Origin of the sequence: Micromonospora alfalfae (genome assembly GCF_022230925.1) — a bacterium.
GTDB lineage: Bacteria > Actinomycetota > Actinomycetes > Mycobacteriales > Micromonosporaceae > Micromonospora > Micromonospora alfalfae.
The window spans coordinates 309,614-324,707 of the sequence record NZ_JAKKFH010000008.1 but is presented as its reverse complement, the minus strand read 5'-3'; the positions used below and the strand labels follow the sequence as shown (position 1 = coordinate 324,707).

Here is a 15,094-nt window from a genome sequence, read left to right as displayed (position 1 = left end):
TACCTGTCAAGGTGCGATGGTTCCTCACCTGGCCGGAACAGCGGCCGTCGCGTACGTGGAGGTAGTGTCCTCGACGTGCTGCGACGGTGGATGCTGGCGATCCTGATGGTGGTGTGCGGCGTGCTGGTGGCGGTGACCCAACTGACCGCCGGTCTGTCCGTCGTCGGCGGCGTCGAGTTGCTGGTCTTCCTGGTGTTGGCGCTGCTGCTGTCACCGTGGGCCTTCCCCCGCCCGGTGAACGCCGACGAAGCGCAGCGGGCCAGCGCGGTGGACGGCCGGCCGATCGTCTACTGGCGTCCCGGCTGTCACTACTGCCTGCGGCTGCGATTCTCCCTCGGCCGGCTCGCCCGGCGGGCGCACTGGGTGGACATCTGGCGCGACCCGGCCGCTGCCGCAGCCGTTCGGGCGGTGGCCGGCGGCAACGAGACGGTGCCCACCGTCGTGCTCGGCGATCGGGCCGTCGTGAACCCCGACCGGGCCTGGTTCCGCGAGCAGCTCCGCTCGTCCTGACCGGTCGACACCCTCACCTCACGAGGTCACCGGCGAGGTACACGGCCAGCGGACGGCGCAGCACCGTGATGTCGCTCGTCGGATCGCCGTCCACGATCAGCAGGTCGGCGTCGAAGCCGGGGCGGACCCGGCCCTTGCGTCGCCCCAGACCACACACCTCGGCGCCGACCGAGGTGGCCGAGGCGAGGGCGACGGTGGCGGGAATGTCGCAGCCCACGTACTCGACGAGCGTCTCCGGCAGGATCCCGTGCGGCTTCGCGGGGCCGAGGCCCGCATCCGAACCGGCCACCAGGCGGACCCCGGCCCGATGCAGTGTGGCAACGCCGTCGCGCAGCGCGGCCTCACTGAGCCCGGCCCGCGCCGCCATCGCCACCACCTCGGGCGGCGTGACCACGGCCGGGTCGGTGCCGAGCGTGGCGCAGACCGCCACCCCGGACGCAGCCAGTCGGTCCGCGAGCTCAGCGGGGACACGGGCGCCGGCCGCCGTAACGCACGTGCAGTGTTCGATGCCGTCCACGCCGACGCGCAGCGCCTGCTCGACAGCGCTGAGCGCGTGCGCGTGCGCGGTCACCGGCAGGCCCAGATCATGGGCCTGCGTCAGTGCGGCGGTCAGTTCCTCGTCGGTGAACTGCGGTCTCGTGGTGTCGGTGCCCGGGGTGAACACCCCGCCGCTGGCCATCACCTTCACCAGATCGGCACCGGCCGCCGCCCGCAGACGCACGGCCTCACGAAGCCCGTCGACACCGCTCGCCTCACCCCCCAACGACCAGCAGTGCCCGCCGACGCTGGTGAGCGGTGCGCCCGACCCCACCACCGTCGGAAGGTCGTCCCGCACCCGCCGGTCCCGCCAACGCAGCACCGCGTCACGCCGGTCGCCCAGGTCCCGGACCGTCGTGACGCCGGCCGCCAGGTGCGTACGTAGCGACGCCTCGACGACCGCGTCGAGGTCCGACTCGCGACGATCGGCGAGCCGGCCGAGCGCGTCGGGTCCGGCGTCGGCGCACAGGTGCACGTGCGCGTCGACCAGACCGGGCAGCAGAGTGCCGCTCGGCTCCTCACGTACCGACCAGCCCTCCGGCGCCTCGGCGCCACCCCGGTGCACCCCGGCGATGCGCCCCTCGTCGAGCAGGACCAGCACTCCGCCGTCGACGAGCCGTTCGCCGTCGAACATCCGGGCCACCCGGACAGCATGCTTCGTCATCGTCACCTCACCCCGCCTGGCCACAGCCGCCACCACCGACGCCCTCGTCCCTCGGCGGCCACCGCTCATGGCCTGACCATCGCATCGCCGTAGGCGGCCCGGCCTCCCTCGCCAGAGCGATACGCCATCCCCCAGCCGGGTCGGCACCTGGTGGGTCGGTCGGCACATCACCCGCCGCAGTGGCGTTTTCACCACCATCTGCGGGGGATACGACGCCGCCCGACTTCTCGTGCTGAACGGGCGACGACAGGAGGACGGTCATGGCACTGGCCAACCCGGCACCCGACTACTTCGAGCCCGAGGACGGCATGTTCCTCGCCACCCTGCTGATCGTTCGCGATCTGGCACGGTCCCGGGAGTACTACGAGCGGGTGTTCGGGGCGACCTGCGTCCACGAGAGCAGCCCGCTGATCATGAAATTCTTCAACAGTTACATCATCATCAACGTCGAGGGCGGTCCGACGGACGACAAGCCGACGGTGCAGGCCAAGGCGCCGTCCGACTCCAACACCCTGAGCTGCGCGATGAACCTCCGGGTCCGGGACATTCGGAAACTCTACGAGGAGTGGAAGTCCCGGGGCGCGGACTTTCTCACCGAGCCGAAGGACCACGGAACGGAGATCCGCTGCTACCTGCGCGACCCGGACGGCTACCTGGTCGAGGTGGGGCAGGGCCTCTGACCGTCGGGCGGCGGCGGAGTGCCGACAGGGCGAGCCACAGGCTCACCTGGCGTCCTCTCGTCGTACCCGCCTGGCATCATGCTGATCATGGATCATCAAGGGCAGCTCCGCCGTGCCGCGGCCGAGGTGGGCATTCCGGACGACGAGATCGGGAAGTTCACCGAACACCTGCGTCTGGCGATCCGGTTGAGCGGGGGTTCCGGCGATGCCCCGGTCGGGCAGTTCGGTGGGTTGCCCCGACTGCCGGTGGGCACCGACTGGCCGACCGCCGGAGCCAATCCGTTGCCCTTCATCTTCTCCGTCGACTGTGCGGCGCTGCCGAGAGTCGACGGCTTCGGCCTGCCGTCAGCTGGCTCGCTGCTCTTCTTCCTGGCCCACCAGGAGGACCACCTGGCCGGCGCCACCGGAGACCGGAGGTACGCGCGGGTCGTGTATATACCGGCCGACACCGATACCGAGGTAGCGGAAGAACCCAACATCCCCACCTTCGTCGGCGAGCGGTACGACGTCTTCGCCACGCTGGTCGCGAGACTGCCCCCTTGGATGGCGACGCAGGACGACGACGACGAGGACGAGGACGACCTGTCGCCGTTTCAGCAGCAGTTGACCCGCGACCTGGAGCGCGATCTGCCGCATCTGGAGGAGCTTCGTGCGCTGGCCGACGACCTGTGGCCGCCCGATGAAGGGCTTGCCAGCGCCGATATCGGCGGGTATCTCGACGACGAGGTGATCAGGAGTATCGCGGAGCAGACCCTGGCCGGTCGGGAGAAGGCCGGCGAGATCGTCGTCCCGGTGGCGCAGTGGTACACCCAACTGGAGAAGGAGCAGCATCGGCTGACGAGCGAGTGGGTGTCGCTCGCCCGTTTTTCCCTCGCCGAGGAGTTCTACTACGGCAGCTTCGTCATCCGCCACGACGACCTCGCCGCCGGTCGGCTGGGCGAGGCGCTCTCCGTGACCGAGTTCAGTGAGTAGAACGGCCGCGGCGGCGCACCCGCGTTGCCTGAGGTCATCGTCCGTCGATCAAGCGGCGGGCTACCCTGACCTGCGGCGTCTCGATACCGCGTGACCAGAGGAGTCGATGCTGACATGACGGCAGGACGACCGTTGCCGACCCAGGACGAGGTGCTCGGGTACTTCGACACGCTGTCGAACTGGGGACGGTGGGGCGACGACGACGAACTCGGCACGCTGAACCACATCACCGACGACGTCCGGCTGGCGGCGGCGCGGGCCGTACGGCACGGCAGGAGCGTGTCCTGCGCGTGGGAGGTCTCCGCACCGGGAGACATGGAGCGGTCGACGACGACGTGCCCGTGCACCGCCGACATGCCGGGTGCCGAGAACATGCCGCCCGCCTTCCACGCCGACCGGCGCTGGGGCTTCTCGTCCGAGCGGCTCGGTATCTCGTTCCACGGCAACACCCTCACCCACCTCGACTCGCCGTGCCACATCTTCTGGGACGGCGCCATGTACAACGGACGGTCGCACTCGTTTGTCGACGCCGAGACGGGCTCGGCGTGGGCGGCCGTCACAGCGGCCGCGAACGGGATCGTCACGCGTGGTGTCCTGCTGGACGTCGCGGCGGCCCGCGGTGTGCAGTGGCTGGAGCCGGGGGAGGGCGTCCATCCTGACGATCTCGTGGAGGCCGAGCGTCGCCAGGGGGTGCAGGTGCGACCCGGCGACGCGGTACTCCTGCGGACCGGTTACGGGCGCTTCCGGCACGAGAACGGCGCGGCCAGCGGGTTCACGCAGGCCGGCTGGCACGCGTCCTGCCTGCCGTGGCTGCATGAGCGGGGGGTGGCGCTGATCGGCGCCGACACCCCGCAGGACGTTCAGCCGTCGGGGTACGACGACGTGTTGATGCCGGTCCACGCCGTGAGCCTCGTCGCGATGGGCCTGTGGATGCTCGACAACTGCGACCTGGAGGCGTGCGCGACGACGGCTACCGAGCTCGGCCAGTGGGATTTTCAGCTGGCGGTCGCACCGGTCCGCTTCGCCGGCACGTCCGGCAGCCCGGTCAACCCGATCGCCACGTTCTGACCACGCGCGCGGCGTCTGCCGCCGCATCTGTGGCCGGCCACAGAACAGCAATGGCGGCCATCGCGCCCGCGTAGGGCCCTCGGTCCGGAGCCCGTACTGCATAATGCTGTTACACATAGAAGTATGTGGATACTTGGCAGGGCTGTGGCCGCGCTGTGACGCGGTCGGAGCGACCGGGCCGGGCCGGTAGCCGCGGGGCGGTGCCGGATCAGGTTTTGAGAGGGCTACCACCATGACCATGCCACGTCGGGAACACGTACCCGTCCGGGTTCGGCCGGTCCTCGCCGCCGCCGTTTCCGTCCTCGTCGTGGGGGTGCTCGCCGCAGCCGGTCCAGCCAACGCCGCCGATCCGCCGCACCGTGCGGCCAACCCCTATGTCGGAGCCCAGGTCTACGTCAATCCCGAGTGGGTCGACCACGCCACCGCGGAGCCCGGCGGCGACGCTGTCGCCGGACAGCCGACAGCGGTCTGGCTGGACCGCATCGCCAGGATCGAGGGAGACGACGGGAGGATGGGCCTGCGCGAGCACCTGGACGCCGCCGTGGCACAGCACGCCGACCTCGTCCAGCTGACCCTGTACAACCTGCCGGGCCGCGACTGCGGCCGGCAGGCCCCGCAGGGTGAGCTGTCAATCGGCGACCTCGCCCGGTACCGGGCGGAGTTCGTCGACCCGATCGTCGAGATCCTCGCTACGCCCGAGTACGCCGATCTGCGGATCGTCGTCTTCGTCGAGCCGAACTCGCTGCCGGACCTCGTCGTCAACACCGGCAACCGGTACGCGGCCACAGCCGCCTGTGAGGAGGCGCTGGCGCGCGGCACCTACCAGCACGGGATCGGTTACGCAGTGGCCCGGCTCGGCACCGTACCCAATGTCTACTCGTATCTCGACATCAGTCACCACGCCGAAGTCGGCTGGCCGGAGGACTCCGGTCCGCTGACGGCGCTGCTGTCGCAGGCCGCGACCACCGCCGGCAGCACGCTGGCAGACGTTCATGGTTTCGTCGCCAACACCGCCAACTACTCTGTCCTGCACGAGGAGTACTTCCGCTCCGACGATGTCATCAACGGCCAACCGGTTTACCTGTCCAAGTGGGTCGACTGGAATCCGTTCATCGACGAGGTGCCCTACGTGCGACACCTGCGGGGTCTGTTGACGGAGGCGGGCTTCTCCCCGAACGCGGGCGTGGTCGTCGACACCTCACGCAACGGTTGGGGCGGCCCGAGCCGACCCACCGGCCCGGCGCCCTCGGGCGACGTGAACCGTTACGTCGACGGCAGCCGGATCGACCGGCGGGCAGCGATCGGGAACTGGTGCAACCAGAGGGGCGCCGGCCTCGGCCAGCGCCCAGTCGCAGAGCCGGAACCAGGCATCGACGCCTACGTCTGGGTCAAGCCGCCCGGCGAGTCCGATGGCGCCAGCGGCAGCCCGACCGTCGGCCAACCGTACGAGCCGTTGTGCGACCCGAACTACCTGCCGCCTCGCGGATCCGCGTACGACACCGGGGCGATGCCCGGCGCCCCGCCGCTCGGAGAGTGGTTCCCGGCGCACTTCCGTCAACTGCTGGCCAACGCCTGGCCGGCCCTGTGATCGTCGTTTCACACCGACACGGCGACGCCGACCCGGCTACGCGCTGCTCAGCTCAGCTCCAGGACGGGCCGGGTCAGGATCTCTTCGGCGTACCCGTCGTTGGGGCAGTCATCACCCCAGCGGAACAGAGTCGCCGCCCCCGCTCCACACGCCCACTCCCACGCGCCGGCCGTAGTCGGTGGCCACGGCGATGACGAGCGGGCCCCACCCGAGCATTGGCGCGTAGTAGCGGAGCACCTCCCAGTCGGGAGCCGCGAGCACCGGTTCGTCGTCGCCGATGCCCACCCAGCCGCTCTGCACAAAGTGGAACCTCTGGTTCAGGAGGAAGTAGACGCAGATGGCGACGAGCGACCAGCCGCCGATCAGCGCGACGCGCACGACCGGACGCGCGGGTATGCGGCGGCCCCCGATGCGGGGCACCCAGTGCGGAAATCGCTGTCCCCACCCGTGCACCAGCCCGAGTGTCAACAGGGCCAGGCCCATCGACAGCGCGGACAGGAAGATCATGTACCACTGGGTGACGGCATCGTCGGTGAACACCAACGACAGTCGCCAGGCCGCGGACGGCAGGACGCAGAGCGGGACGGCGTAGGCGGCCCAGACCGCCCAGGGCGGCGGGGCGGCGGTCGAGACGCGGGCAGAGTCAGTGTGGTTCATGGACGCTCCGATCCTGGGAGGCGGTGTCGGTCGAGGTGGCGAGGGCGTAGCCGGTGGTGGTGACGGCCAACGACACTCCCCAGCCGAGGAAGACCAGCAGCGTGGCGGTGACGGCCCATCCGTCCCACACGTCGGACCAGCGCGCGTCACCGGTGAACAGTTGGCCGACGAGCACCGCGATGCTCAGCACGCCGTAGGCGACCAGCGTGAGCGCCACCACGACGGCTGGGATCACCGCCAGCCGTCGGGGGACCTGTCGACCGTGTAGCCCCGGCACCCATCGCGGAAACTGCTGCCCCCACCGCTGTACCAGCCCGAGAACGAGCAGGCCGGCGAGCGGCGGGACGAGCGTTATCGCCACCCCGGTCGACGTGGAGAGATTTCGTTCGATGTCGTCCAGTTCCCGCTCGGAGATGCCGATCGGAACGCCGAGCACCCACAGCCCGTGCGGCACGGCCCAACCGACCACGGGCAGCGCGACGGCGACGTACGCCCAGCGGCGCGTCCATCGCGGCACCGGTCGGTAGCCGACGGCGGCCGGTCCGCGGCGGGGCCCGGATGCGCTCGCGAGCCCGGCGAACAGGACGCCACCGACCACCAGCACGAGCCGGGCCCCGAGGTCACGCCAGTCCGAGGGCCGCCCCGCCAGCGCTGCCGGGATCTCGAAGACCAGGTGCAGCGGGAACGCGACCACAAGGAGCAGTGCGGCCGCCGCCCAGCTACCGGCGGTCGCCCGGGTGCCGGGAAACCGGACAGTGCACCCGAGCACCACCGCGAGGGCGACACCGACTCCCACAGCGCCCCACCCCGACCAGAACGGCAACGCCACGACCTGGTCCGCACCGCACCCGCCCGCCGGATCAACCAGATCGGTGCGGTCGCAGGCGGTGTACCCCCACCGGCCACCCGCGATCCAGTAGAGCCGCTGAGCCACCGCAGTGACGACGAAGATGGCACAGGCCAGCGCCAACTGTCCTGCGCGGGTCGGTATCTCCATGACAGCCATGGACCTACGATCGCCGGCTGCGGATCGGTTCTCCTCCCCGACAAAAGGGGAGGCGCTCCCTCCGCCGGGGGACAGGCTGACCGGGGTACGGACGCGGGCGGTGCGGGGCTGGCGACTGTCGCCTCAAGGAATGCTCAAATTCGATCGACGTGAACCACTGAGGCTGCGAACGCACATACGCTCACCGGACCGGTCCGCCGGCAATCACCCGTCGTAGGCAGAAGGAGGGGGAATGCGGCGATCACAACGGCGCATCGCGCTACTCGCGCTGTCCACCCTGGTGGGTAGCATCCTCGTGACGACCGGCCCTGCGGGCGCGGATCCCACGGGGCCGTCAGCCGCCACCAGCCGATCCCAGCCTGAGGATCGTGAGTCGGTACGCCTCGTACACATCAGGCTGACCGGTGCCGACATGCTGGACAAGGTGGCCGCTGCCGGCTTCGACCTCGAACACGGCCTCCGGCGCGTGCCGAACGGCATCGAGGGCGAAGCGGTGGTGACCGCCGAGCAGGTCACCGAACTCACGGCGATGGGCGTCGAGCTGCTCGGCGACGACGCGGGCTTCGCCTGGAGCAACGAGGCCGACGGTGGCCTTGGCATCGACGCCGCCAGCGCGCGGGTGGCCCAGCCGGCGAACCACGACGCGACGGTACGCGTCGTCCGCGCCGACTGGTTCACCACAAAGGGTCAGGGTTTCCTCTACGTCGAGGCGCGGACCACCGAGGGGCAGCAGGCGGACCCGATCGTGTGGATGCAGCTGGAGAACGACTCGGGGAAGGGCACGCCGTTCGGCTTTGCCCGGACGATGAGCCGGTTCGTCGACTCGGGGCAGTACATGTTCCACCGGAACCTCTTCAAACTCGACGTACGCCCCAACAAGATCAAGCTGACGAGTTCCACCGGTGGCGTCGCGACCGGTGTCGTCTCCAACTGGTTGGAGGACGCCTCGCCGCCGCTGACGGCGAACCCGTCCTACAAGTCGGACTTCGTGGACGGCTACCGGCACCCGCAGCAGCTCTACAGCCGTGCCAAGGAGATCGCCCGTCAGTACCCGGACATCGCCGAGATCGTCTACCTGCCGAACCAGACGAACGGGTACCAACGCAAGGCGCAGGCCCAGATCGGCGGTACGGGGCAGGCGGCTGTCGTCGTCACCTCGGCGGCGTGGGGTCACCAGGGCGGCAACGACATCACTGTGGACTTCGTGGATCGGCCTGACGCGAACCTTCCGCTGTCGGTGGAGGTCACCGGCAAGGCGGTCCGTGTCCTGCTCGCCACGGACGCCTCGGGTGCGCCGACGAGCACGGCCGCCGAGGTGGCCGAGGCGCTGCGGACCCGCTCTGCGGGGCTCATCGACCGGGCGCACCCGTACCGCACCAACGAGGGCACCGGCATCGTCACTCCGACGGCCGGCCCGGTCGCGCTGACCGACTTCCTCGACCAGAAGCGCGTCGGAGCACCGGAGGGCGAGGTGCCGCGCGGCCCCGCGACGATCCCGGTCCTGCGGATCGGCAAGCACCGTGACGGTAAGAAGCCCGGCGTCCTCATCCAGGCGCAGGACCACGCCCGCGAGTGGGTGCCGGCGACGACCAGCCTGGAGTCGGCCGAACGTCTGGTGCACAACTACCGGTCCGACCGGGAGACGAAGAAGATCGTCGAGAACACCGATGTCTTCTTCATCCTGTCCAACAACCCCGACGGGGCGAACTACAGCTTCTACAACTTCGCCTCGCAGCGTAAGAACATGACGAACCACTGCCCGGACGTGAGCGCCGATCCGGCGCAGCGGAACTCCTGGGGCGTCGACCTGAACCGGAACTACCGGGTCGGGTCGGGTCACGACGGCTACGCGGGAGGGTCGACAAACTGCGTCAGTGGCACCTACCAGGGGCCGGAAGAGCTGTCCGAGCCCGAGTCGAAGAACATCATCTGGCTGGTCGAGAAGTACAAGAACATCAAGTTCATGATGTCGGTGCACTCCAACGGCGGCCAGCTCTTCTGGCAGCCCGGCGCCTACATCGCGGACGGCCGGATCACCACGCCGCGCCCGCCGCTGGGTGACGAGGCGTTCTACTGGCAGTCCGCCGCCAGGATCCTGTCGCAGGTCAAAGCGCACCGGGAAACCGTCGTCACGCCGGAGAACGTCGGCGGCTCGTCCGACGTCCTCTACTCCTCGGCGGGCAACGTACGCGAGGACCTGTACCACACCTACGGGATCTACGCGTTCGGCTGGGAGGTCGGCGGCTCCGTCTACAACCCGGCCACCGGCGACTGGCAGGGCGGTTCGTTCCAACCGGAGTGGGACGGCAACCCCGAGCTCGTCAGCGGCCACGCCGAGACGATGGAGTACGCCAACGGGATCATGGAGATGTTCCGGGTCGCTGCGGACTGGGGCAGGGACAAGAAGAACCCGACGTCCCAGTTGGTTCCGGGCGCGGGGCGCTACTCCGGGCCTGTCGACGTGCACTTCGAGACCAGCGAGCCGGCCACCATCTACTACACGACCGACGGCAGCCGGCCGACGCTCGAGTCGCCCCGCTACGCGGCCACCGAGTTCCGTGAGCCGGGGCAGGTGTTCCACGTGACCGAGACGACGACGTTCCGCTGGTTCTCTGTCGACAGCGCCGGCAACATCGAGAAGAACTACGACCCGACGAAGAACGACAAGCGCAACAACTACCGCAGCGCGACGATCAGGATCGCCAAGCGGTAACGCCCCGCGACAGTTGCCCCGTCGGTGCGGACCACCCGCGCCGACGGGGCAACTTCTGCATGAACAGGTCGCGGCGGTCAGCCGCGTCGACCTGCCCACAACGGGCTGTCAACGTAGTGGTTGTCGTAGCGGTCCTGGGTTTCGCCGACGTCCTGCCAGGTGGCTTCGCCCTGGTGCACCCTGTCGAGCAGCCGGTAGTAGTCGAACCGGGGCTTGCCGGGGGTGATCACGACGAGGAAGTCGGCGTCCCGGCCATCGGCGGGGGCGAAGGCGTGCGGGGTGTTCGGCGGGACGAAGAGCGTGTCTCCCTGGTGCAGGGTGTGCAGTTGGTCGTCGACGAGCATCTCGAGGGCACCGTCGAGAATGAAGAACAGCTCACCGGAGTGGGTGTGCAGGTGTGGCGGCGCACCGTCGGTGCCGTGCTTGAGCAGGGTGCGGTTGCTGGTCAGGGCGCCGCCGGTGTGCTCGGGGTCGAGGAGCAGCGTGATCACGCTGGCCGGGTCACTGTCGAGAACCTCGGCCTGGGCTGCGCGTACCAAAGTCATTGTCGGCTCCTTCGTCGTCCGTCGATTCCTAGACACTAGATGTCCAGGATCGCTCGACACCAGTGATCATGGCCTGCGTCACAAATTCTGGACAGGTAGAGTCCAGGATTATGCGGATGAGTCAGGGCGTCGAATGGGCCCTCCACACGTGCCTCAACCTGAGCTGGCTGGACGCCCCGGTGCCGACCAGCACCCTTGCCGCCTTCTACGAGCTGCCGCCGGCATACCTGAACAAGCAGCTCCAAGCCCTGGCCCGGGCCGGGATCCTCACCTCGACCTCGGGGCCGCGCGGCGGCTTCCAACTGGCCCGGACCCCGGCGGCGATTTCTCTGCTGGACATCGTGGCCGCCATCGAGGGCCCGGAGGAGCTGTTCCAGTGCGACCAGATCCTCCGCAAGGGCCCGGGCGAGCACGCAGGCGTCGACTATCGACAGTCCTGCGCGTTCGCCCAGGCCATGCGCGGCGCCGACCTGGCCTGGCGGCGGGAGTTGGCGGGTAGGACCGTGGCTGACGTTCGGGCCGACGTCGAGCGAGGGCATCCCGAGGCACCAGCCAACACCCGCGCCAGGATCGTGGAACTGCGCTAGGGGGCGGTCAGCGGCCGTGCACCTCCAGCTCCCACAGCGAGTAGCCGTACGCGGGCAGGGCCCGCTGGGTGCCTTGGACGCGTAGGTAGCGGCCGGTGGCCGAGAGGGCGATGTCGTCCACGCCGCCGTCGCCAGTGGTCGTGGTGTGCACCGGCGTCCAGGTGACGTTGTCCGGGGAGACCTGGATCTGGTACGCCCGGGCGTACGCCGCCTCCCAGGTCAGCCGGACCCGGTCGAGGGTGCGGGACGCGCCGAGGTCCACCGCGATCCACTGCGGGTCGGCGTACGCGCTGCCCCAGCGGGTGGTGGCGTTGCCGTCCACGGCGTTGGCCGCCGCGTGCGCGCTGCCCGGCTCCACGCTGGACGCGGTGACCGGCTTGCCCCGGGAGAGCACTGTGCCACCGACGGCGGTGCCGTGGACGTTGAGGTCCCACAGCGAGTAGCCCCACTGGGTGGCGCGCTGGGTGCCGTACACCCGTAGGTAACGGCCGGTGCCGGTGACAGTGAGGTCGTCGACGCCGCCGTCGCCTGTGGTACTGGTGTGCACGGTCGACCAGGTGACGTTGTCCGGGGAGACCTGGACCTGGTACGCCCGCGCGTACGCCGCCTCCCAGGCCAGCCGAACCCGGTTGATCGCGTAGGAGGCACCCAGGTCGACGATGATCCACTGCGGGTCGGCGTACGCACTGCCCCAGCGGGTGGTCGTGTTGCCGTCCACGGCGTTGCCCGCCGCGTGCGCGCTGCCCGGCTCGACGCTGGACGCCGTCAACGGCCGGCCCCGGGCCAGGTCGGTGGCAGGCGGCTCACTCGGGCCGTCGGCCTTGATCCGCACGTTGCGGTAGTTGATGTCCATTCCGGCGCCGTCGTTCTGCAAGCCGATGTAGCCGTTGGCGATGGCCCGGCTGCTGACGTAGTCGTTGATTTTGACGCCGTTGAGCCAGATCTCGACCCGCTGTCCGTGCACCCCGATCTCGTAGGTGTTCCAGGAGCCGGGTGGGTTGAGCGCCGCCGCGCGGGCGGCCTGGTTGGGTGCCTGGAAGCTGTAGACGCTGCCGGTGGTGCGCGTCGGGTCGCCGTCGGTGGCGTCGATCTGGATCTCGTGACCGGCGGCGACCGGGCCCCACGGGTCGCCCTGCGGATCGGGGAACCCGATGAAGACCCCACCGTTGTCGTCGCCCGGCATCATCCAGTCGACCTTGAGCGAGTAGTTGGCGAAGGTACGCACCGGGTACCAGAGCAACCCCATGCCACCGTTCGACGTGAGGGTGCCGTCGGCCAGGGTGAAGCCACCCGGCCCCGCCTGTCGCCACTGCCCGAGGCTGGCCTCGGTGCCGTCGAACAGCGGGCTGTAGCCGGGCTCCGGCCGGCAGTCGGCCGCCACCGCCCCGGCCGCCACCTGGATGCCGCCCAGCAGCATGCGGGTGAAGTTCGGGTCGGCGTAGCTCTGCTCGGTGTGGCCGAGGCCGGTGTACCAGGAACGTCCACCGCCATAGCTGTGGCACCAGGTGATCGGGTGGTCACCACCCATCGAGCCGCCGGTGTACGACGACTCCTCGAGGCTGGCCAGCACTTTGACCGCCGAGCGGGGGTTGGTCCGGTAGTTGTACCACTCGTCGGTGCGGGTCCAGGTCGACGCCAGGTGCGCGGTCGAGGCGTTGGCCCGGTCCTCGACCCGCACCGTCGCCTGCTGGATGGCCGGGTGCGAGGCGAAGTACCCGCCGACCAGCCCGCCGTACCACTGCCAGTCGTACTCCGTGTCGGCGGCGGCGTGCACTCCGACGAAACCGCCGCCGGCGGCCAGGTACGCCTCGAACGCGCCCTGCTGGCCGGCGTCGAGCACGTCGCCGGTGGTGCTGAGGAAGACCACCGCCTGGTACTGGGCGAGGTTGGCAGCGGTGAAGGTCGCCGCGTCCTCGGTGGCGGTGACGGTGAAGCCGTTCGTCGCGCCGAGCTGCTGGATGGCGGCGATGCCGTTGGGGATGGAGGAGTGCCGGAAGCCGGCGGTCTTGGAGAAGACCAGGACCTTGCTCAGCTCGGCGGCCTCAGGGGCCGCGGTCGCCGGCCCGGCTGGTCCGACGGCGGCGACACCAACGGCGAGCAGGACAGCGAGCGCGATTCGTAGCGGCGGCGTCATCTTCATCGACACGATCTCCTCTGGATCGTCGTGCGGATGCGGGTCTCGCACCCCGGGAACTGCCCCGGTGTGCCCACGTCCGCCGAAACGAGGGCGATGTCGAGACGGCGCGGAGCGGTGCCACAGTGCCGGGTTGACGGCATCCGAATAACATCGATCCACATCGCTGATGTGCAGTTAACCTCGGGCGTCTGTGCGGGTCAATCCCTCGCACATGGGCCGCGTCACCTCAGGCGCGGTGCGCCGCCACGTTGATGATGTTGCCGTCCGGAGCGCGGACGAAGAACCTGCGCACGCCCCACGGCTCGTCCCGGTCGTGGGCTACGCCGCATGGGGATGTCCAGCGCAATCTTGTCGCTGACCAGAGCACAGTCGGAGCAGATCCCCGGGGTCGACGGGAGACAACCTGTCCGCCCCCGGCCGAACCTGGGCTCGTACCGGGCGGCGTCTTAGCCCAGCATCCTCGTGAACGACGACCAACCAGCGTCGTGCGCGGACGTCGCGAGCCGGCTCCTGCCGAAACCGATCACGCACAGGTCCTCGACGTACACGATCTCGTGCACCTGCTCGTGAACCTTCCCGCCCAAGGTTGCCCTGGCGAAGCTGGTCAACTCCACTGAGGGCGTGTCGAGTCGGCGGATGCGCCAGAAGTCCCCCGACTCAGTGCGTCACTACTACCGGGCCAACAAGCTCAGATCAGCTTCCTAATTCGCTGGCTGTCGCCTCTAGGCAACGTTGGCAGGCCTCAGGCACGAGAAGTCTTCTCGTATGGAAGCCGCTTGCCGGGCCGTCGCCCCGCGTCAGGCGGGATTGCGAGCAGCGGCCAACCAAGCAGGTGCGTGTGGACGTCGTCGTGCAAGCGTGCGGAGCGGGTGTTCGGATGCGGGTGTGGGAGTTTGCTGACCAACCAGGGCGGAAGGCTAGGGGCGCGGTCATGACGTGTGCGCGCTGCCGCGCCTGGAGCAGCCTTCGTCGACCGGGTCCACACCCTGGTTGTGTTTCGCGGCTGACTAGGGGGCGGTGTCGGCCGCCCTCACCGAGTGCGCGTCGATGATCCCCGCTGGGGGTGCGTGTTCGGGCGGGGCGGACCCGCAGGCCCAGTTCGGTGAGGATCCGTTCGGGCACGCGCCTCATTCGTTCAGGCGGGTGAAGTGCGCGTACACGGTTTGCCGTAGCGGGAAGCGGGCCAGCAGGACTCCCTCCATACTGATCTACCCAGCCATGCGCCATGCACCGATCACGCTCGTTGTGCGGCTCGCCGGTCCCACACACATCCAAAGGTGCCCTGAGCGAGTTGTCGACGTCCGGCAGGGTGGCGGTTCCCCCATCCGGCTGCCCAGTCCAAGCAATGACCCAAACGGCGGGCCATTGGTACCTGTGAGTCGAGAACTTTGTCGTCTTGTCTCTCGTGCGTCTGGGACACATCGACTATC

At 69.4% G+C, this 15,094-nt stretch carries 12 protein-coding genes and 1 pseudogene; 8 read left to right on the top strand and 5 right to left on the bottom strand.

Annotated features, from left to right (window positions below; translation table 11 throughout):
• The first annotated feature begins 75 nt into the window (after positions 1–75).
• On the top strand, positions 76–510 hold the full coding sequence (locus tag MED01_RS08125; protein ID WP_238667888.1) for a glutaredoxin domain-containing protein: 435 nt from the start codon (positions 76–78) through the stop codon (positions 508–510).
• A 13-nt stretch (positions 511–523) separates the two neighbouring features.
• On the opposite strand, the gene MED01_RS08120 is transcribed toward MED01_RS08125, so the two are convergent.
• The gene (locus MED01_RS08120; protein ID WP_238667887.1) at positions 524–1,711 is read right to left on the bottom strand and encodes an amidohydrolase family protein; all 1,188 of its coding nucleotides are present in this window, start codon (positions 1,709–1,711) and stop codon (positions 524–526) included.
• 260 nt (positions 1,712–1,971) lie between these two features.
• On the opposite strand from MED01_RS08120, the gene MED01_RS08115 reads away from it, so the two are divergent.
• The 4 genes from MED01_RS08115 to MED01_RS08100 all read left to right on the top strand — a co-directional run bounded on the left by MED01_RS08115 (position 1,972) and on the right by MED01_RS08100 (position 6,019).
• Complete coding sequence (locus MED01_RS08115) at positions 1,972–2,391, top strand: VOC family protein (RefSeq protein WP_238667886.1); 420 nt, start codon at positions 1,972–1,974, stop codon at positions 2,389–2,391.
• Positions 2,392–2,478: 87 nt separating this feature from the next.
• Positions 2,479–3,363: a DUF1963 domain-containing protein gene (locus MED01_RS08110; RefSeq protein WP_238667885.1), complete on the top strand. Its 885-nt coding sequence runs from the start codon at positions 2,479–2,481 to the stop codon at positions 3,361–3,363.
• Between the two features lie 114 nt (positions 3,364–3,477).
• The gene (locus MED01_RS08105) at positions 3,478–4,431 is read left to right on the top strand and encodes a cyclase family protein (protein ID WP_238667884.1); all 954 of its coding nucleotides are present in this window, start codon (positions 3,478–3,480) and stop codon (positions 4,429–4,431) included.
• 232 nt (positions 4,432–4,663) lie between these two features.
• Positions 4,664–6,019 (top strand): glycoside hydrolase family 6 protein, encoded by a 1,356-nt coding sequence (locus tag MED01_RS08100; protein WP_238667883.1) that lies wholly within the window; start codon positions 4,664–4,666, stop codon positions 6,017–6,019.
• 111 nt (positions 6,020–6,130) lie between these two features.
• Here the strand turns inward: MED01_RS08100 and MED01_RS08095 are convergent, their stop codons facing one another.
• On the bottom strand, positions 6,131–6,676 hold the full coding sequence (locus tag MED01_RS08095) for a hypothetical protein (protein WP_238667882.1): 546 nt from the start codon (positions 6,674–6,676) through the stop codon (positions 6,131–6,133).
• Entirely contained in the window at positions 6,663–7,682 is a 1,020-nt protein-coding gene (locus MED01_RS08090) for a hypothetical protein (protein WP_238667881.1), read from the bottom strand. Before MED01_RS08090 ends, MED01_RS08095 begins: the two co-directional genes overlap by 14 nt.
• Before the next feature lie 232 nt (positions 7,683–7,914).
• On the opposite strand from MED01_RS08090, the gene MED01_RS08085 reads away from it, so the two are divergent.
• Positions 7,915–10,395: a M14 family zinc carboxypeptidase gene (locus MED01_RS08085; RefSeq protein WP_238667880.1), complete on the top strand. Its 2,481-nt coding sequence runs from the start codon at positions 7,915–7,917 to the stop codon at positions 10,393–10,395.
• Between the two features lie 77 nt (positions 10,396–10,472).
• Here MED01_RS08085 and MED01_RS08080 read toward each other — a convergent pair whose 3' ends face one another.
• A complete protein-coding gene (locus MED01_RS08080; RefSeq protein ID WP_238667879.1) occupies positions 10,473–10,940 on the bottom strand; it encodes a cupin domain-containing protein in 468 nt (155 codons plus the stop codon).
• A 116-nt stretch (positions 10,941–11,056) separates the two neighbouring features.
• Here MED01_RS08080 and MED01_RS08075 point away from each other — a divergent pair, with 116 nt between their 5' ends.
• Positions 11,057–11,527, top strand: coding sequence for an RrF2 family transcriptional regulator (locus MED01_RS08075; protein ID WP_238667878.1), 471 nt, complete (start codon positions 11,057–11,059; stop codon positions 11,525–11,527).
• Positions 11,528–11,534: 7 nt separating this feature from the next.
• On the opposite strand, the gene MED01_RS36045 is transcribed toward MED01_RS08075, so the two are convergent.
• Positions 11,535–13,667, bottom strand: coding sequence for a ThuA domain-containing protein (locus MED01_RS36045; protein WP_308193433.1), 2,133 nt, complete (start codon positions 13,665–13,667; stop codon positions 11,535–11,537).
• 545 nt (positions 13,668–14,212) lie between these two features.
• Between MED01_RS36045 and MED01_RS08060 the strand changes: the two are divergent.
• Positions 14,213–14,327: pseudogene (locus tag MED01_RS08060) on the top strand (transposase); the annotation flags it as partial.
• Positions 14,328–15,094 lie beyond the last annotated feature (767 nt).